Genomic DNA, 18133 nt, shown 5'->3' on the forward strand with positions numbered 1-18133 from the left:
GTCAAGCCGCCCTTGCGCGGTCGAGCGCCCGCGACACAAGATCGTGTGGTAGATCCACCAGCTGCCGTGTGCCTGTCCACAGGATCGCCGTGTCGATACGCCGTCCGGGCCAGATCTGCGCCAGCGCCTCGGCATAGGCGCCCATCTGGCGCAAGATGCCCTCGGGCGTTGCCTCGGGGGTGTCCGGTACTGTGCGGTTGGATTTGAAATCCACCGCCAGCACGCTGTCATCGCTGACGATCAACCGGTCGATGATGCCATGCAGCCTCCCGATCCCCGGCAGATCGGCGCTGAACGGCACCTCGGACAGGCTGCTACCCTGCCACAGTCGCGCCAACGCCGGCGCGGCCAGAACCCCAAGCGCCTCGGCGACAAGCGTTTCGGTCTCGGCGGGCGGGTCTTCGGCGATGGCGATCACATGCGGGGCCGCCTCGGCCCGCGCCTCGGGGGGCAGCGGGGCCAGATGTTCCAGCAGCAGGTGCAGCAGCGTGCCGCGCCGCATCGCCTCGTCGCGGTCCTCGCCCGCATCGCCGCCAAGCGCCTTGGCGCCGCCAAGATCCGACGGTGACACCGCCTTGGCCGCTTCGGCAACCGCGGGCGCGGGCAAGCGGAACAGATCCGGCAGGTCGGTGGTGGGGACGGCGCGCGCGGCGGGGGTCTCCAGCGGCAGTGACGACCAGTCCTGCGTGCCGAGCCGCCAGCCGTCAAGCGTGCCGCCCCAGTCTCCGAAATCATACTGTACCGGCAGCGCGCCCGACCGGTCCATCCCGACGCGCACCTTGTCGTACCACGCCTCGCCATTCTTCCCGAGTTCGCCAGCGGCGCAGACCACCAGCCATTTTTCGGCCCGCGTCAGCGCCACATAGAGCAGGCGGTCCCGTTCGCGGGCATCCGCCTCTTTCGCGGCCTGCAGCGCGTCGGCCTGAACCTGCGGTTGCGCATCCGAAGACGCCTTCCACACGGTGCCGCCATCGGCTTTCAGCAGCTGATCGCGGATATCGGCGCGCGGGCGGGCGCAATCGGGCAGGATCACGATCGGCGCTTCCAGTCCCTTGGCCCCGTGCACCGTCATCACGCGGATGCGGGAACCGGCGCTGTCGGGGGCGCGCTTGATCTCCAGATCGTCGGTCTGCATCCATTCAAGGAACCCGGTCAGCGAGGGCACCTCGGTCTGCTCATAGGCCAGCGCCTGCCCAAGCAGCGCGTCGATGCCATCCTGCGCCTCCTCGCCAAGCCGGCCGAGCAGCTTCAACCGCCCGTCGTGGCGGATCAGGATGCGTTCGATCAGATCGTAGGGGCGTAGGAAATCGGTCTGTCCGCGCAGATCGTCCAGCACCCGGACCGCATCCGGGAAATCTTCCCGCGCGTTGCGCAGCGCTGCCCACAGGTATCCTTTGCGCGGCTGGGCAAGGCTGAAAAGCTGCTGCTGTGACAGCCCGAACAGCGGCGAACGCAGCGCGGTGGCCAGCGACAGATCGTCTTCGGGGGTCGACAAAAAGGCCAGAAGCGCGCCGATATCCTTGACCGCCAGTTCCGACATGACCTTCAGCCGGTCCGCACCGGCTATCGGCAGGCCAAGCGATTTGCAGGCGCGGATGATCTCGGTAAACAGCCGCCCGCGTCCACGCACGAGGATCAGGAAATCACCGGCATGGGCAGGACGGGTGCGATAGGTGCCCGAATGGCCGATCTCCTCGGGCAGCGGCGTGCCGATGGTCTTGGCGATGAACCCCGCGACCCGGCCCGCAAGCACCACCGAATGATGCCGCTCGCCCACCCGGTCGACCGGTTCGAACCAGTCGCTGTCGTCGTCTTCGGCCTTGGTGTTCTCGACATGCGGCCACAGGTCAACCCGCCCCGGCATGGCGGATTTGAACGCCCGGTGCGTCTGATCGGGGGAAAACCCCGCCGCCTCTCGCCCCTCGAAGCAATTGTCCACCAGCCGCAGGATCGGCTCGGCCGAGCGGAAACTGTATTCCAGCATCATCCGGCACAGCGGTGCGTCGGTCGGTCTCAGCCGCTCGGCGAACTCGGCAGCCATGCGGTCGAACTCGCTGGGATCGGCCCCCTGAAAGCTGTAGATCGACTGTTTCTTGTCCCCCACGACAAAGATCGTGCGGCGGATATCGGTGCGCGCGCCGTCGCCGGAAGTGAATTCCTGCGCCAGCCGCTCGATCACCTGCCATTGTACGGGCGAGGTGTCCTGCGCCTCGTCGACAAGGATATGGTCGATGCCACCGTCAAGCCGGAACAGCACCCATTCCGCCACGCGCGGGTCGGACAGCAGATCGCGCGCCCGCGTCACCAGATCATCGAAATCCAGCCAGCCGCGCTTCTGCTTTTCCCGCTCATAGGCGGGCAGAAAGGCGCTGGCAAAACGGTGCAGCGTGATTTCACGCCCCAGAGAGGCCAGCGCAAGCCGCTGCTCGCGCGCGGTTTCGATCCGGCGCATGAGCGCGTCGAGCGCGTCGATTTCAGCCGAAAGCGCGCCATTGCGCAGGCCCTTGGTGGGAAAGCTGCCGATCTTGGCGGTAAAGGGCTCCTTTGCGCCAGAACCGGTGAGAAAAACGCTCTCGAGGATGGGAAGTGCCGCCAGATCTGGCGCGGTGATGCGCGCCAGCGCCGCTGCCGCCTTTTGATCGTTGGCACCCGAGCCCGCCAGCGCCGGGATCATTCGGGCCAACAGATCCATCTCGCCGCCAAGAAAGACCTGCCCCAGCAGCGTCTCTTCGGTCAGGCCGGGCGGCAGGCCGTAAAGCGCCTCCAGATCGGCCACGCTGCGCGCCGGAAGAAAGGCATCGCGGTTGGCGCAGATCTCGGCCAGCAGCGGCGCGGGATCGGCGGTGATGTGAAAGGCCAGCGTCGAGACCAGCGGCGCGGCCTCTACCGCCAGCGCATCAAGCACCTCGGCGCGCAGAAGCTCGGCGGCGCGGTCTTCCATCTCGTGAAACTGCGGCGACACCCCGGCCTCGAGCGGAAACCGGCGCAGCAGCGAGGCGCAGAACGAATGGATGGTCTGGATGCGCAGACCGCCCGGCGTTTCGATGGCGCGGGCAAACAGCGTGCGCGCCTGTGCAAGACGCTCGCCCGGAAGCATGCCGTCGAGCCCCAGATCCAGCAGTTCGGCCCGCAGCGCGTCATCATCCAGCATCGCCCAATGGCCCAGACGGCGGAACAGGCGGTTCTGCATCTCGGTCGCGGCGGCCTTGGTATAGGTCAGGCACAGGATGTGCTCGGGCAGCACCCCGTCCAGCAGCAGCCGCGCCACCCGGTCGGTCAGCACCCGCGTCTTGCCCGAACCCGCGTTCGCCGCCAGCCATGTCGAGGCATCGGGCCGCGCGGCGCGCACCTGCGCTTCGGTTGCCTCGTCGCGCTTCATTCCAGCGCCTCGCGTGTGGCGGGGTCGATCACGTCCCATTCTCCAAATCGGGAAAGATGATCGTAATCGGACATGTCGGTTTCCTTGAGCAACGCGGCGCGGGCGGTGTAGCCGCGATCGGGCTCGGCCCACGCGGTCATCAGCGCCTCGAATTCCTGCCAGACCTGCGTGGCGGGGACTTCGTCAAGCGGTGCGGGAATTTCTCCCGCAGGGTTCAGTGCGACGAAGGTGGCGCTTGCGACATGGCTTGGCGCGAAGTCGCGAAAGGCGCCGCGTTCGACCATCGCCGCCTCTAGCAGCAACTGCTTGTCGAAGAACTTCTGTTCCTTTTTCGACGGCGCGCCGCCGGTCTTGTAATCGTAAAGATGCGCCCCGCCGCGCTCATCAAGGTCGATGCGGTCGGCCTTGCCGCGCAGGGTGAAATCCAGCGCGGGGATCGGCGCATGGCCCATGATCTCGTATTGCGCCGGGCGGGCGAGGGTCTGGCGGGCGCGCTCGGACTCGGCAAACCAGCCCGCGACCCGTGCAAGCCGGGCCTGCCAAAGGTGCCGGGTGGCGGGCCATGGCACGATCTCCGGGTCTTGCAGGATCTGCGCCGCGCGGGCCATCAGGGCGCGTTCGGTCAGGCCGGACGGGTCGGCGACGCTGTCCTGAACGAAGGCTTCGAGCACCTCATGCACCAGCGTGCCGCGCAACATCGCATCAGGGGCGCGCTGCAATGGGTTGAGCGGGGACAGCCGCAGCACCCGCCGCGCATAGATCGCGAAAGGGTCGCGGATCAACGTCTTGATTTCGGTGACCGACAGGCTTTTGGGCCGCGCCCCGGCGGGCGGCGCGGGCGAGGGGCGTGGAGCGGCGGGCACCGGCACCGGCCGTTCCAGCGCGCGCGCCAGCGCCAGCCAATGCGCACCGCGTGCCCGCATCGCCGCCAGCGCTTCGGGGCCGCCTTGACCGGGCAGGCCGTTCATCAGGTTCATCAGCCGGTTGACCCAGCGCGACGGGATGGTCTCGGCATCGGCGCTCTTGAGAGCGCGGGTGATCACAACCTCGCGCCCGGCCACCGCCTGCTGGAAATCATGCGCGGCAAGGCCGATGCGCCTTTCGGGCACCAAGAGCCCGGCCTGATGGCGCATCCGCCGGTTCAGCCACGGATCGGCGCCGGGCAGTTCGGGCCACGAGCCCTCATTGAGCCCGCCGAGGATCAGCAGATCGGCCCCCATCACCCGCGCTTCAAGCGTGCCCCAGATCAGGATTTTCGGATGCGGCGCGTCGTTGTCGCGCAGTTCCGCGCGCGACAGGATTGCGGCGAAAAGATCGGCATAATCGCGCGCGTCGAGCGCCGTGCCATGTGCGGCTTCGGCCTGCAACCCCTCGACCACCGTACGGGTCTTGCGCCCGGCGGCCTGTTTCCACAGTTCCGAATCCGGCCCCCCGGCAATGGCCTCGGCGGCGGCGAGATGCGCGTTGACCCAATCGGCCAGCGGGCGCTGGTGCGGCTGGCGCGCGGGAAAGAAAGCGTCGATCAGCCATTCGGCCCAGTCGGCCATATCTTCGGCCTCGCCCCAGCTACGGATCTGCTCGGGGCGCGGAAACGGCCAGCCCTTGCGGCGGATCTGCAGTTCCAGCTCGCGGGTGGCGCGCAGATGCGGGCCGCGCCCCTGTGCGCTGTGGGTCAGCGGATGCTTGAGCAGCGTCAGCAGCGCCTCGGCGGTCAGATCGCCGCCGAACAGATCGGCGACATGCCGCAAGAACCGCCCCGGCGGCGACAGCTGCAACGGCACACCGGCGCTGTCGTCTGGGAAAATTTCCCAGCGGTCCAGCGCGGCGGTGACTTGCCGCGTCAACATCCGGTCGGGGGTGATGAGCGCGGCGGTGACACCGTCTTGCGCAGCCTGACGCAGGCGCAGCGCGATGGCGGTGGCCTCGTCACGCGGGCTTTGCGCCTCGATCAGGGTCAGCCCCTCGGTCGCCTCGCTCAAGGCTTGCAGGCGCGGGCCTTCCTCGCGCCATTGATCGGTCACCGGCGCGGGCCGAAGCGCGAGCGAGATCAACCGGTTGCGTTCGGGCGCGGGCGGGTGATCGCTGGTCCAGCGCGGGATATCATCCGCCGTCAGCCCAAGTTCGGCCATCAGTCTGGCAAAGCGGAACTGCGGGTGATCCTCGCCCGAGAGCGCGTCGCTCAGGCCGTTCCACACCGTCTCGGGCGTGTCGAAATCGAAGCCGGGCAGCACCAGAGCGCCCTGCGGCAGACGTGCCACCGCCTGCATCAGCCGGTTGGTGCCCCCGCGCGAGCCGGTCGAACCGGCAAGGATCACCGGGTGCGTCGGCGGCGCCTGTTCCCATTCCGCAAGGCGGCGCTCCAGCGCAAGGCGGCGAAAGGCGTTCACATCCGGCGCCTCTTCGGCACCGTCGAAATAGCGCTGCACGATCATCAGGAATTGCTGCGCGCGCTGCCAGTGCCCGGACTCGTCGCTGACATCCAGCGCGGCGATGGCGTCGGGCGTGACGCCCTCGTCCTGCATTTCATCCATAAGCGTCGCAAGGCTGTCGGCGAGATCGAACAGCGAGGCGCGCGGGGCAAGATCGGGTTGCGCGTCGAGCAGTCCCGATACCAGCCCGATCAGCTCGAGCCTGCGGCGCAGCGGCGGCACCGGCGCGGGCAGTCGGGCAAGCGCCACCGGGTCCGATACGTTGGACAACAGGCGCATCCGTGGCAGCAACGTGGCGGGGCCTTCGTCGAACACCGTGCGGATGCGGCGCGCCATGCGGGTGGTGTTGACGATCAGCTCGACGCGGGCCATCGCTTCGGGCGGCTGTCCGGCCATGCGGGCGCGCAAGCCGTTCACCAGCGCGCGGGGGAAATCCACACCGGGTTCGAGCGCAAAGACGCGCGGATGATCGAGGCGCTCAAACATCGGCGGCCAGCATGTTTTCGGCCAGCGCAATGCCCTCCGGGTGGCCAACGTCGCACCATTGGCCGGGGTAGCTCAGCCCGTGCAGGCGTCCGTTCTCGGCCATGCAGTTCCATAGCAGGTTGAGCGAAAATGCCGTCTCATCGATGCCCAGCAGCCCATCGGTCTTGATGATCTGAAGGCCGGTATAGACGTTATCCCCGCTGCGGGAAATTTTCCCATCTTGCGACAGCGTGAAATCTCCGTCCCCCTTGCGCCCGACGGCGCGCGCCAGCGGCACGCAGAGCAGCAGCGCATCCATGGTCTCGGGTCGCCACGCCTCGGCCAGAAGCCGCAGTGGGTTCGGCCCGGTCAGGATCGCATCGGTGTTCATGGTGAACACCGGCCCGTCGCCAAGCAGCGGCAAGGCGGCGCGCAGGCCCCCTCCGGTATCGAGGATCTGCGGTGTCTCAACGCTGATCGCAACGTCACGCCCGGTCAGATGCGCGGCGATCTGATCGGCGTGGTAATGGGCATTGGCGACCCGGCGCAGCGGCCCGTATGCATCGGCAAGCGTCAGTGCGTGATCGATCAGCGGTTTGCCCGCGACGGGCACAAGCGGTTTCGGACGCTCGGCGGTCAGCGCACCCATGCGGGTGCCAAAACCGGCGGCGAACAGCATCAGGGCGTCGGGCACGGGTGTTTCAGCCTGTTCAGACGCGAAGCGTCGGGTTCGGGAAGCGCGCCGAGCAGGCGCGCGATGTCGCGCAGCGCCGGGTGGCGCAGGTCGGTTTGCAGGTGGCCCCAGACACGGGGCACAAGGTCGATATAGCCCGGCTTGCCGCGACTCGCAGCCAGCCGGGCGAACACACCGAGGATGCGCAGGTTGCGCTGCGCGCCCAGTACCGCAAGGGCTGCGCGGAAGGGGGCGTCGTCCAGCCCGGTTGCGTCGAGATAGTGGCGTATCGACAGCTCGGCGATGCCGGGGCGCAGATCGCGGCGGGCGTCTTCGATCAGCGACACGAGGTCATAGGCGCGGTGCCCGGCCAGCGCGTCCTGAAAATCGAGCAGCCCGGCGCGGGCGGGGCCGCTGCGTTCGGGCAGCCAGAGGATGTTCTCGGCATGGTAATCGCGCAGCACCATGACGTCGGTGCCGGGTGCATGGGTGCTGAGCGCCTCTTCGAAGGCAGTGATCACGGCGGGTTTTGCTGCCGCCGCATCCGGCGCGTAGCAATCAAAGGCAAGATCGGTCATCTGCGCCAGCCGCTGCGGCGTTGCCTGCAGAAGCGGCGGCGCGGGGTGGCGGTGCAGCTCCGTCAGCGCGTCAACGGCGGCGCGGTACAGCTGCGCTTCGGTTTTGGGGTCGGTGGCCAGCCGCGCGATCAGCCCGTCGCCGAGATCTTCGAGCAGCAATCGCCCCGGCGCTTCGGCAAGGATGCGCGGCGCGCTGAGACCAAGCCCGCACAGGTGCCGCGACAGGCGCGCGAATAGCGCCACGTCGCCGTCTGGGTCGTCCATCAGGATCGCGGTTGCACCGTTGCGGGACAGGCGGGTGTAGCGGCGGGCGGACGCATCGCCTGCGAGCGCAGTGGCTCTGGCCCCGCCCCAGCCCGCGGCATCAAGGAACGGGTCGGTCAAGAGCTGGCCTCGAATTGCGCGCCCAGGTCCCGCAGGATGTCGGTCCAGCGCGGATCGGAATAGGCAAGGGACAGGTGACGCAGATCCTCAGGATCACCGGCGGTGAACTCGAGCGACAGCGCCCCTTGCGGGGTAAGCCCGGCCAGCCGGTCGGGCCATTCCACAAGGCAGATGGCGGTATCGAAGGCGTCGGTCAGCCCCAGCTCGAGGCATTGGTCTGGGTTCGAGAGGCGATAGAGATCAGCGTGCCAGATCTCGCCCGACGGGCTGTCATAGACCTGCACGAGGGTGAAGGTGGGCGAGGGCACGTCTTCGGGGTGATCCTGAAGCGACTGGATCAGGCATCGTGCGAAATGGGTCTTTCCCGCGCCGATGCCGCCCGACAGCAGCAGAACATTGCCGGGACGCAGCCGCGCGCCAAGCGCCCTTGCAAGGGCGCAGGTTGCGTCGGGGGTGGGAAGGGTAAAGGTGCGCGGCTGGATCATGGCGCAAGGATACCGTGCCCCCCGGTCGGCGCAAGCCTTGTTCAGGCGTCAACATTCTCGCGTCTGCGGCGCAGGTTGCCGGCGTCGGCGGGAAGCGCGGAAAAGCGCACCAGCGTCGAGCCTCCGGCCAGCGGTTCGACCCGGCTCAGCAGCCTTTGGCCGTCGCTGCGGATCAGTTCGGCGTCCCAGCCGGCGCGATCCCGCTCGGTCATCACGAAATCGCGCAGGTCTGACCAGATCGGGCTGAACTTGCAGGCCGATTGCCACAGCCGGGTCGACTCGGCGATACAGGTGTCGGCAAGGCTGCCGTCCAGGTCCAGATTCCACATGTCCCGGTAGGCGGCGTTGGTGAAGGTGAGTGTGCCGAGCTGCGAAAACACCGCCACCGCATCGCCAAGGCTGTCGAGCACCGATTGCGTCACCTCGATCTCTTGGCGGAACCGGCGGGTGAGGCTGATTTCCGAGGTGATGTCCTCGAACAGGAAGGCGACGCCGCCGTCAGGGTGGGGCCGTCCGGTGATGCGATAGGTCAGGCCAACGGGCAGGTTCCAGACCTCGGTGTACAGGTCCGAGCTTGCGGCAGCGATGACCTCGGACAGCTTGTCGCGCCAGGATCGGTAATCCTTGGGCTCGGGCATCATCTGCCGTTCGCGCAGCATGTCGAAGAAGCTGAGCAGGTTGGGCCGTGACGACAGGAATTCCGCCGGCAGGTTGGTGTGGTCGATCAGCGCCGGATTGAACAACACCAGCCGCCGGTCCTTGTCAAAGACCGCAAGGGCGATGGGCAGATGGGCAAAGATCCGCGTCAGCGTCTGCAGGAAATTGCGCTGCGTCGCTTCGGCGTGGATCACCGCGTCGATGTTCTGGGCAAAATGCAGCCAGCCATCGGCGAGGCGATAGGATTGCACTTCGAACCAGCTCTGCGTGCCATCCTCGCGTTTGCCGATGCTGGTGCGGCTGATGTAGAGTTCTTCGGCCTCGTTGGGCAGCACGGCAAAGGGCGGTGTCGCATTATCGGCCTGCCCGGCCTGAAGCGCCACATCGGTGAAGGCGGGGTTGGACCACACCACCTTGCGGGCGCGGTCGGTCTGCCACACCGGAAACGGCGCACGGGTAAACGCCAGCCTGAGGCGTGACAGATCGCGCATTTCGGTGCGCAGCCGCAGGTATTCGCCCGCGTCGAGCGACGGCCCGGTCATGCTGAGGTTCAGGCTGCGCCCTTCGGGACGGATCTCGATATGGGTGTCGGGATCGCCGGTGGCGTCGAGCACCAGCCGATCTCTGGGGGGCGCTTCGGGGAAGGCGGGGAAATGGGCGCGCAGCACCTCGGCGAGGTCATCCCAGATCAGCCTCTCGTCCGGGGTGCAATCAAGCAACTGGCGGGCCTGCGGCGTGGCATCGACCAGTCGGCCATCGGTCACGAACATCTCGACCCGGTTGCCACGAGGACGGGTGCCGGGGCTTGGCGGATCGTCGGCAGGGATACGCGCAGTGCGCAGGAGAAGCCCGCCGAAGATTGCGGCACAGCTGGCGCCGATACCGGCGGCGATAATGACAAGCAGTTCCACAACGTGACCCTGACAAACTGTTAACCGGACAGACAGCTAAAAGTAGAAGGTTAATTACCGGTTAAGTTGTGACTGCGGGTCAGGTTTCGATCAAGGGATTTTCGCCAAGCGGCGTGTTCGGTGCAACAGTGGCCACCACCTTGGCCACGGGCCAGGTCAGCTCGACGATGGCGCCATTGGGCGCGCCTTCGGTGCCTTCGCCCTCTTCTGCGCCATTGGCAAAGCTGAGCTCGGCGCCGCTGCGCTCCAGCAGGGTCTTGGCGATGAACAGGCCAAGCCCCATGCCTTCGTATCCGGGCCGGGCGTTGCGGCCGGGATCGCTGCGGCGGCGGCGCAGAAACGGATCGCCAAGCCGTCCGATCAGATGCGGCGGGAAGCCCGGCCCGTCGTCGCGGATGCGCACGACGATGCGGCGGTCGTCCCAGCTGGCGTCGATCCAAACCTGCGTGCGGGCGAAATCCACCGCGTTCTGTACGAGGTTGCGCAGCCCGTGCAGGATGTCGGGGCGGCGAAACACCTGCGGCTGAGGGCCACCGCCGGGCAGGGGGGCAAATTCCATCGTCAGGGTCTTGCCGCGATTTTCATGCGGCTCGGCGGCCTCGCGCAGCACCTCGGACAGGGGGGCGTGGCGCATGTGCAGATCGTCCTTGCCGGCGCGGCCCATGCCGTGAAGGATGTCGCGGCAGCGATCGGCCTGGGCGCGGATCAGGCGGGCGTCTTCCTGCATCTCGGGGAACTCGTCCAGATCTTCGATCAGCTCTGCCGAGGCGAGTTTGATCGTTGCCAGCGGTGTGCCCAGCTCATGCGCGGCGGCGGCGACCACGCCGCCCAGATCGCTGAGTTTCTGCGCCCGCGCCAGCGCCATCTGCGTTGCCACAAGCGCATCCGACATGGCGTTCATCTCGTTCGTCGTGCGCCGTGCATAGACCGAGATGAACAGCAGCGCGATCACCAGCGCCGTCCACTGGCCAAAGATGAACACATCGGGCAATCCGAAGATCGTCCCGTCTTGGGTGCTCAGCGGCATGTAGACGAACACCATGCAGGTGATCAGCGCCACGGCGGTGGCGTTGATCAGCACGGTCGAGCGCAACGACAGCACCGTCGCCGAAACCGTGGCCGGGGCCAGCACCAGCAGCGAGAACGGGTTGTGCAACCCGCCAGTGAGGAACAGCAGCAGGCACAGCTGCAGCAGATCGAACATCACCATTAGGAAGTTCTCGGCCTCGGACAGGCGCTTGTCTTCGGGATAGATGAACATGGCGATGAGATTGCCGACCACCGACACGCCCACGGCGAGATAGCAAAGCCCCAGTTCCAGTTGCAGATCATACAGCTGGCGGGCGACGGAAATCGCGGTCAGCTGGCCGACGATGGCGACCCAGCGCAGAATGATCAGCGTGCGCAGGCGGATGAAATTGCTGCGCTGGCCCTCCTCGAGCAATCCCAGATCCGGCTGACTCATGGCTGCGCGCTTTCGTCTCTTTATCCCCACGACCGCGATTGTTAAGTCTGCGGGGCAGGTTCCGCAATCACATCACGGGAGGATTCCATGCGCTGGATCGCCGTTACCGCTGCCGCCACCGCCCTTGTCGTCGTTTCCGCCGGAGCGTGGCTTTACACCCGGGGGTCGGATGACCAGTTCGCCAGCTGCCGCGCAACTGCGGTCGCGGGCGGCGCCGGGGCCATCGGCGGGCCGTTCACGCTGGTCAACAGCGCCGGGCATACGGTGACCGACTCCGATGTGATCACCAAGCCGTCGCTGGTCTATTTCGGCTATACCTTCTGCCCGGATGTCTGCCCGCTCGACAATGCGCGCAACGCCGAGGCGGTCGATATCCTCGAAGAGCAGGGCTATGACGTGACGCCGGTGTTCATCTCGATCGACCCCGAGCGCGACACGCCCGAGGTGGTGGGAGAGTATGCCGAGGTGTTCAGCGACAAGATGATCGGCCTGACCGGATCGCCCGAGCAGGTGAAGGCGGCAAGCCAAGCCTATCGGACCTATTACAAGAAGAACGACACCGGCGACGACTATTACCTCGTCGACCATTCGACCTTCACCTATTTCGTGCTGCCCGAAACCGGATTCGCCGAGTTCTTCCGCCGCGAGGCAACGCCAGATGATATGGCGCAGACGGTGGGGTGCTTCATCGACCACATGTAACTGCCACGCGGTGTTTGACCCTCCGGCAGGGCTTGGGTATGAACCTTTGCAGGCAAAGACCTGCATCGGGAGTATAAATTCGTGTCGGACCGCACCATCGAAGACCTCGGCGACGACCGCTCCCTCCTGCTTGTCGATGACGATGAACCGTTCCTGCGCCGTCTTGCAAAGGCGATGGAAAAGCGCGGCTTCGAGGTCGAGACCGCCTTGTCGGTCGCGGGGGGAACGGCGATCGCCACGGCGCGGCCTCCGGCCTATGCGGTGATCGACCTGCGGCTCGAGGATGGCAACGGGCTTGATGTGGTCGAGGTGCTACGCGAGCGTCGCCCCGACAGCAAGGTGATCGTGCTGACCGGTTACGGGGCGATTGCCACGGCGGTTGCGGCGGTCAAGATCGGGGCAACCGACTACCTGTCGAAACCGGCGGATGCCACCGACATCACCAACGCGCTGCTGTCCCGGACAGACGATCTTCCGCCGCCGCCCGAGAACCCGATGAGCGCCGACCGGGTGCGCTGGGAACACATCCAGCGGGTCTATGAGTTGTGCGATCGCAACGTGTCGGAAACCGCGCGGCGGCTGAACATGCACCGCCGGACGTTGCAGCGCATTCTGGCCAAGCGCTCGCCGCGCTGACTAGGCTGTCTGGGCTGGCGGCGCTCAGAGGTCGTAGCGCTTGAGCTGTTTGGTCACGGTCTGACCGTTGCGCATGACATAGCCGTCGATACGGCCCCAATCCTCGAAGCCGCGGCTTTGATAATAGATCAGCCCGCCGGCATTGTCGGCCCGGATCTCGGCGTTGATCCATGCGTAGCCCGCCATGCGCGCCGCCTGTTTCGTGGCCTCGAATAGCTTTGATCCGATACCGAGCCCGGTTTTCCCAGAGCGCGCAAAGGTCGAGATCTGCCCGACCGAACCCCCATGTTCCGGATGCGGGTCGATCCACTGCACCCCGAGGATCTGCCCGGCATCGTCTTCGGCCACGTGCCAGATCGCGCGCGGATCGCTTTGCATCCATGCTTGCACATCGACGGGGCCGACCGCGTCGGTCATCGCCGTGGTGCCGCCGATGGCGATGACCTCGTTCAACAGCTCTGCGATGTCGCGCGCATCCAGCGCTGCGGCCCGGCGAACGCTCAGCACGGCAGCGCCGCCAGCAGTTCGGCATGGCGGGCGGTGAACGCCGCGCGCACCTCGACTGGCGGGCGCAGGTGGATATCCAGCCCCTCTATCAGCGTCGGCTCGGGCGCTCCAAAGACCTTCTTGGCCTCCGCCGCCGAAAATCCGGCGATCTGCGTTGCCTCCATATAGGCCGATACCAGATCCGCCTTCTTGATCCGGGTCTTGAGCCGCGGCGGGATCAGCGCGGGCAGCCCGAAGCGGATGTGGATCGCCGCCATCAGCCGCTTGTCGAGCACGCCGTATTCCGGCCCGACCGCCGCCTTCACCGGGGAAATCATGTCGCCGATGACGTATTCAGGCGCGTCGTGCAGCAGCGCCGTCAGCTTCTGCGCCACAGTTGCGCCGGGGTTCATCCGGCAGAACAGCGCCTCGACCAGCAGCGAATGTTCGGCGACGGAATAGGGGAAATCGCCATGGGTCTGCCCGTTCCAGCGGGCAACAAAGGCAAGGCCATGGGCGATGTCCTCGATTTCGATATCCACCGGGGTCGGGTCGAGCAGGTCGAGCCTGCGCCCCGACAGCATCCGTTGCCATGCGCGCGCCTGTTTCGCCATTACAGCGACTCGGCGTGCACGCAACCGCGAGCGTATTCATTGCTGGGAAAGCTGTCTGCCTCGATCATCGCGCCTGCTCTTTTACGGTCCGTCTGCAGCGAGTCCTGATGCACGTTGCCGCTATAATCAAGGGATGCTACCTCGGGCGCCAACACGCATTCACAGGACGGAGCCGGAAATGGCACAGGACTACGTCGTCAAAGACATCGCGCTTGCAGCATTCGGCCGCAAGGAACTGGACATCGCTGAAACCGAAATGCCGGGCCTGATGGCCTGCCGCGAAGAATTCGGAGAAAGCAAACCGCTGGCGGGGGCGCGCATCGTAGGCTCGCTGCACATGACCATTCAGACCGCCTGCCTGATCGAAACGCTGGTGGCGCTGGGCGCGGAGGTGCGCTGGGCCTCCTGCAACATCTTCTCGACGCAGGATCACGCCGCGGCAGCCATCGCCGCAGCGGGGATTCCGGTGTTCGCGATCAAGGGCCAAAGCCTTGAAGAGCATTGGGATTACGTCGACAAATCCTTCCAGTTCGAAGACGGCCCGAACATGATCCTCGACGATGGCGGCGACGCCACGCTGTACATCCTGCTGGGCGCGCGCGCCGAGGCGGGCGAAGAGATCATCCCGGTGCCGCAATCCGAGGAAGAGGCGGTCATCAAGGCGCAGATCGCCAAGCGTCTGGAGGCCTCGCCGGGCTGGTTCACCAAGGTGCGCGACCAGATCAAGGGCGTGTCCGAGGAAACCACCACCGGCGTGCATCGCCTGTACGAATTGCAGAAAACCGGCCAGTTGCCCTTCCCGGCGATCAACGTGAACGATTCCGTCACCAAGTCGAAATTCGACAACAAATACGGCTGCAAGGAATCGCTGGTCGACGGCATTCGCCGCGCCACTGACGTGATGATGGCCGGAAAGGTCGCCGTGGTCTGCGGTTACGGCGACGTGGGCAAGGGCTCTGCCGCCTCGCTGGCAGGTGCTGGCGCGCGGGTGAAAGTCACCGAAGCCGATCCGATCTGCGCGCTTCAGGCGGCGATGGACGGCTTCGAGGTGGTGCTTCTGGAAGACGTGGTGGACAGCGCCGACATCTTCATCACCACCACCGGCAACAAGGACATCATCCGCATCGAGCATCTGCGCGCGATGAAGGACATGGCCATCGTCGGCAACATCGGCCATTTCGACAATGAAATTCAGGTCGCCGCGCTGAAGAACCACAAATGGACCAACATCAAGGACCAGGTGGATATGATCGAGATGCCGAGCGGCTCGCGCATCATCCTGTTGTCCGAAGGCCGTCTGCTGAACCTTGGCAACGCCACCGGCCACCCGTCGTTTGTCATGTCCGCCAGCTTCACCAATCAGGTGCTGGCGCAGATCGAGTTGTGGAAGAACGGCGGTGATTACGAAAACAAGGTCTACATCCTGCCCAAGCATCTGGATGAAAAGGTCGCGCGCCTGCATCTGGCCCGCATCGGGGTCAAGCTGACCCAGCTGACCCCCGAACAGGCGGCCTATATCGGTGTCACCCCCGAAGGCCCGTTCAAGCCGGAACATTACCGCTACTGACCGTTCCGCCATCGCTTTTTATAAACGCCCCGTGATCGTGCGGGGCGTTTTGCCTTTCGAGGGTTGCACTTTGCCGCGCAAGGGCGCTGCCATGCGGCAAGTACCAAGGAGATAATCATGCGCATCATCATTCACGGCGTCGGCGCCATCGGCGGCGTTGTCGCTGCGGCCCTTCTGGCCACGGGGCAGGAGGTCATCGGCATCGCGCGCGGCCGCATGCTGGAGGCGATCCGCGACAAGGGCCTGACGATGATCAGCCCAAAGGGTCGCGTCACGGTGGATCTGCCCTGCGTCGCCCACCCGTCCGAGATCACCTTTCGCGACGATGATATTGTGCTGCTCTGCGTCAAGGGGCAGGACACAGACGCCGCGCTGCAAGATCTGCGTGCCGCCGGGATGACCGAACAGCCGCTGTTCTGCCTGCAGAACGGCGTCGCCAACGAGCGCGTCGCCTTGCGCTATTTCCCCAATGTGCATGGCGCGACGGTGATGATGCCCGCCACCTATCTGGAACCGGGCGAGGTTATCACCCACGGCGCGCCCTGCTATGGGCTGTTCATGCTGGGCCGCTACCCGGGCGGCACCGACACCGATGACGAAACGCTGAAACAGGCGTTCGACGCTGCGAATCTCGCCGCCCTCCTGCCCGCGAGTGTCATGGACACGAAATACGGAAAGCTGCTGCTGAACCTTGGCAATATCGTCGATGCGCTGCTGCCGCACGAAGCTGACAGGGGGCGCTTTACGGGGCAGCTCAAGGCTGAGGCCGAGACAGTATTCGCAGCCGCGGGGATCCCTTGGGAGGAAATGGGCCTCGACAACCCGATACGCGAGCAATTCATGAAGATCGTCGATATCGACGGGGTGCCACGCTCGGGCAGCTCGACCCGGCAAAGCATTACCCGAGGCGCGGGTAGCGTCGAGACCGATTATCTCAATGGTGAAATCGCAATGCTGGGCCGCCTGCACGGTGCGCCCGCCCCGCTCAACGCCGCCATGTCTGCCTTGGCGGCCCGCCTTGTCGGTGCGGGCAACGGCGCGGGCGGCATGAGTGAGGAAGATCTTGAAGCGGTGTTCCTGGCCGCCCTGTAGCGACGCCTCCGGCGGGAGTTTATTTGGCAAGATGAAGGATAGGCGCCCCGCCCCGTCTTCATCTTGCCGGATAAACTCCGGGGGGCCCGAAGGGCGGGGGCAGCGCCCCCTCTGATCTCTGTCCAATGGCGCAAGCGAGATCTTTCGCCGCAGGATCGGTCATGAAACTGAGATTGCGAGGTGATCTGCGTGTTACCAAGCAAGGGTAGAGCACGGCTAGCCTTACCTTGGGAATGGAACCGTCTCATGCGCCTCTCGATCTCTGCCCTTGCTGTTGCGGGCGTGCTTGCCGCCCCGGCCCTTGCCGAAGAAATCTATCCTGCCACGCTTGCCGGTCATGCGATCTTGCCCGCGATGTCGCTTGTCGAGCCGCCTGCTGACGCGCCGCGCGATGCCTGGATCTCGGGCAAGTTCACTGGCGCGGCGCGCATCGATGCGCCGATGAGTGTCATGGGCAATGTCGGAAAATCCTATGGCGGGCACGACACCGGCATCGCGCTGCCCTTCATCGGCCAGCCGGTGCAGGGCATGTCGGGCTTTGCCATGACCCGCGCCGAAGATGGCAGCTGGTACACGCTGACCGACAACGGTTTCGGCTCCAAGCGCAACTCGCCGGACGCGATGCTGTTCTTTCACAAGATGGCCCCTGATTGGGACAGGCAATCGGTCGAACGCCGCGAGACGATCTTCCTCTCCGATCCCAATCACGTCGTGCCGTTTCGCATCGCTTATGAAGGCACGCAAAGCCGGTACCTGACGGGCGCGGATTTCGACACCGAATCCATTCAGGTCATTGGCGACGAAGTGTTCATCGGCGACGAATTCGGCCCCTACATCATCCGTGCCGGGCTCGACGGGGTGGTGAAATCGGTGCACGCGACGATGCTTGACGGCAAGGAACTGACCGGCCCTGACACCTATAGCGTCTATGTTCCCGCCGCTGCGGGCACCGATTTTCAGGTGCAGCGGTCTGGCGGCTACGAGGGCATGGCGCTTCAGCCCGGCACCGGGATGCTCTGGGCGATGCTTGAAAAGCCAATCCTGCTTGACGGCGGCGAAACCGAAGGCCCCTTCCTGCGCGTGATCCAGTTCGACCCCAAGGCGGGCGACTGGACCGGCACCTCGGTCAAGTTTCAGCTGTCAGACGGCGCCACCGCCATCGGCGATTTCAACTTCATCGACGAGTCCCGCGCGCTGGTGATCGAGCGCGACAATGGCGAGGGCGATCCGGCGCAGGGCTGCGAAGACGGTGCGAGCGACATGACCGCCTGCTATCCCAATCCCGCCAAGGTCAAGAACGTCGTTCTGATCGACATGAGCGACACCGATGCCGATGGCTTCGTGCGCCGGATCGGTCACATCGATCTGATGAACATCGCCGATCCGGATGGCAAGGCCATCGACGGGCTGCACCAGAGCGAGGGCGCGTTCACCTTCCCATTCTTCACCATCGAAGACGTGGCCCGTGTCGATGACACCCACATCATCGTGGCGAATGACAACAACCTGCCGTTTTCGGGCGGGCGCAACATCGGCAAGGCGGCGGACAACGAGTTCATCCTGCTGTCGGTTCCCGAGCTGCTGTCGGCAAAGTGAGCCGGGCATGAAAA

Annotated in this window: 14 protein-coding genes; 5 read left to right on the forward strand and 9 right to left on the reverse strand. The window is 65.6% G+C overall.

Features of this window, described 5'->3' with window-relative positions; translation table 11 throughout:
• Nucleotide 1: 1 nt before the first annotated feature.
• The 7 genes from addA to regB form a co-directional block, all read right to left on the reverse strand.
• A complete protein-coding gene (gene addA, locus KO516_RS02180) occupies nucleotides 2-3379 on the reverse strand; it encodes a double-strand break repair helicase AddA (protein ID WP_216002174.1) in 3378 nt (1125 codons plus the stop codon).
• Complete coding sequence (gene addB, locus KO516_RS02185) at nucleotides 3376-6294, reverse strand: double-strand break repair protein AddB (protein WP_216002175.1); 2919 nt, start codon at nucleotides 6292-6294, stop codon at nucleotides 3376-3378. The genes addA and addB overlap by 4 nt, the downstream gene beginning before the upstream one ends.
• On the reverse strand, nucleotides 6287-6967 hold the full coding sequence (locus KO516_RS02190) for a nucleotidyltransferase family protein (protein ID WP_371742017.1): 681 nt from the start codon (nucleotides 6965-6967) through the stop codon (nucleotides 6287-6289). The genes addB and KO516_RS02190 overlap by 8 nt, the downstream gene beginning before the upstream one ends.
• A complete protein-coding gene (locus KO516_RS02195) occupies nucleotides 6952-7908 on the reverse strand; it encodes an aminoglycoside phosphotransferase family protein (protein WP_216002176.1) in 957 nt (318 codons plus the stop codon). The genes KO516_RS02190 and KO516_RS02195 overlap by 16 nt, the downstream gene beginning before the upstream one ends.
• Nucleotides 7905-8393, reverse strand: coding sequence for a tRNA (adenosine(37)-N6)-threonylcarbamoyltransferase complex ATPase subunit type 1 TsaE (gene tsaE / locus KO516_RS02200; protein ID WP_216002177.1), 489 nt, complete (start codon nucleotides 8391-8393; stop codon nucleotides 7905-7907). The genes KO516_RS02195 and tsaE overlap by 4 nt, the downstream gene beginning before the upstream one ends.
• A gap of 41 nt (nucleotides 8394-8434) precedes the next feature.
• Complete coding sequence (locus tag KO516_RS02205) at nucleotides 8435-9961, reverse strand: PAS-domain containing protein (RefSeq protein WP_216002178.1); 1527 nt, start codon at nucleotides 9959-9961, stop codon at nucleotides 8435-8437.
• Between the two features lie 79 nt (nucleotides 9962-10040).
• Nucleotides 10041-11426, reverse strand: coding sequence for a sensor histidine kinase RegB (gene regB / locus KO516_RS02210; protein WP_216002179.1), 1386 nt, complete (start codon nucleotides 11424-11426; stop codon nucleotides 10041-10043).
• 87 nt (nucleotides 11427-11513) lie between these two features.
• Here regB and KO516_RS02215 point away from each other — a divergent pair, with 87 nt between their 5' ends.
• A complete protein-coding gene (locus tag KO516_RS02215) occupies nucleotides 11514-12128 on the forward strand; it encodes an SCO family protein (RefSeq protein WP_216002180.1) in 615 nt (204 codons plus the stop codon).
• 81 nt (nucleotides 12129-12209) lie between these two features.
• Entirely contained in the window at nucleotides 12210-12764 is a 555-nt protein-coding gene (locus tag KO516_RS02220; RefSeq protein WP_216002181.1) for an ActR/PrrA/RegA family redox response regulator transcription factor, read from the forward strand.
• A 24-nt stretch (nucleotides 12765-12788) separates the two neighbouring features.
• Here the strand turns inward: KO516_RS02220 and KO516_RS02225 are convergent, their stop codons facing one another.
• Nucleotides 12789-13271 (reverse strand): GNAT family N-acetyltransferase, encoded by a 483-nt coding sequence (locus KO516_RS02225; RefSeq protein WP_216002182.1) that lies wholly within the window; start codon nucleotides 13269-13271, stop codon nucleotides 12789-12791.
• Nucleotides 13265-13864, reverse strand: coding sequence for an HD family hydrolase (locus KO516_RS02230; protein ID WP_216002183.1), 600 nt, complete (start codon nucleotides 13862-13864; stop codon nucleotides 13265-13267). Before KO516_RS02230 ends, KO516_RS02225 begins: the two co-directional genes overlap by 7 nt.
• A gap of 178 nt (nucleotides 13865-14042) precedes the next feature.
• Between KO516_RS02230 and ahcY the strand changes: the two genes are divergently transcribed.
• The 3 genes from ahcY (at nucleotide 14043) to KO516_RS02245 (ending at nucleotide 18119) form a co-directional block, all read left to right on the forward strand.
• Nucleotides 14043-15431: an adenosylhomocysteinase gene (gene ahcY, locus KO516_RS02235; protein ID WP_216002184.1), complete on the forward strand. Its 1389-nt coding sequence runs from the start codon at nucleotides 14043-14045 to the stop codon at nucleotides 15429-15431.
• Nucleotides 15432-15548: 117 nt separating this feature from the next.
• Nucleotides 15549-16523 carry a ketopantoate reductase family protein gene (locus KO516_RS02240; protein WP_216002185.1) on the forward strand — a complete coding sequence of 325 codons (975 nt, stop codon included), beginning with the start codon at nucleotides 15549-15551 and terminating at the stop codon, nucleotides 16521-16523.
• Nucleotides 16524-16769: 246 nt separating this feature from the next.
• On the forward strand, nucleotides 16770-18119 hold the full coding sequence (locus KO516_RS02245) for an esterase-like activity of phytase family protein (protein ID WP_216002186.1): 1350 nt from the start codon (nucleotides 16770-16772) through the stop codon (nucleotides 18117-18119).
• The last annotated feature ends 14 nt before the right edge of the window (nucleotides 18120-18133 follow it).

The sequence above is a fragment of the Citreicella sp. C3M06 genome (assembly GCF_018860705.1).
Taxonomy (GTDB): domain Bacteria; phylum Pseudomonadota; class Alphaproteobacteria; order Rhodobacterales; family Rhodobacteraceae; genus Salipiger.

Bases quoted from the DNA above. Each gene is read 5' to 3' on its own strand.
- regB (WP_216002179.1), bottom strand. From the start codon at position 11,426: ATGAGTCAGCCGGATCTGGGATTGCTCGAGGAGGGCCAGCGCAGCAAT.
- addB (WP_216002175.1), bottom strand. From the start codon at position 6,294: ATGTTTGAGCGCCTCGATCATCCGCGCGTCTTTGCGCTCGAACCCGGT.
- KO516_RS02245 (WP_216002186.1), top strand. From the start codon at position 16,770: ATGCGCCTCTCGATCTCTGCCCTTGCTGTTGCGGGCGTGCTTGCCGCC.
- tsaE (WP_216002177.1), bottom strand. From the start codon at position 8,393: ATGATCCAGCCGCGCACCTTTACCCTTCCCACCCCCGACGCAACCTGC.
- ahcY (WP_216002184.1), top strand. From the start codon at position 14,043: ATGGCACAGGACTACGTCGTCAAAGACATCGCGCTTGCAGCATTCGGC.
- addA (WP_216002174.1), bottom strand. From the start codon at position 3,379: ATGAAGCGCGACGAGGCAACCGAAGCGCAGGTGCGCGCCGCGCGGCCC.
- KO516_RS02230 (WP_216002183.1), bottom strand. From the start codon at position 13,864: ATGGCGAAACAGGCGCGCGCATGGCAACGGATGCTGTCGGGGCGCAGG.
- KO516_RS02215 (WP_216002180.1), top strand. From the start codon at position 11,514: ATGCGCTGGATCGCCGTTACCGCTGCCGCCACCGCCCTTGTCGTCGTT.
- KO516_RS02240 (WP_216002185.1), top strand. From the start codon at position 15,549: ATGCGCATCATCATTCACGGCGTCGGCGCCATCGGCGGCGTTGTCGCT.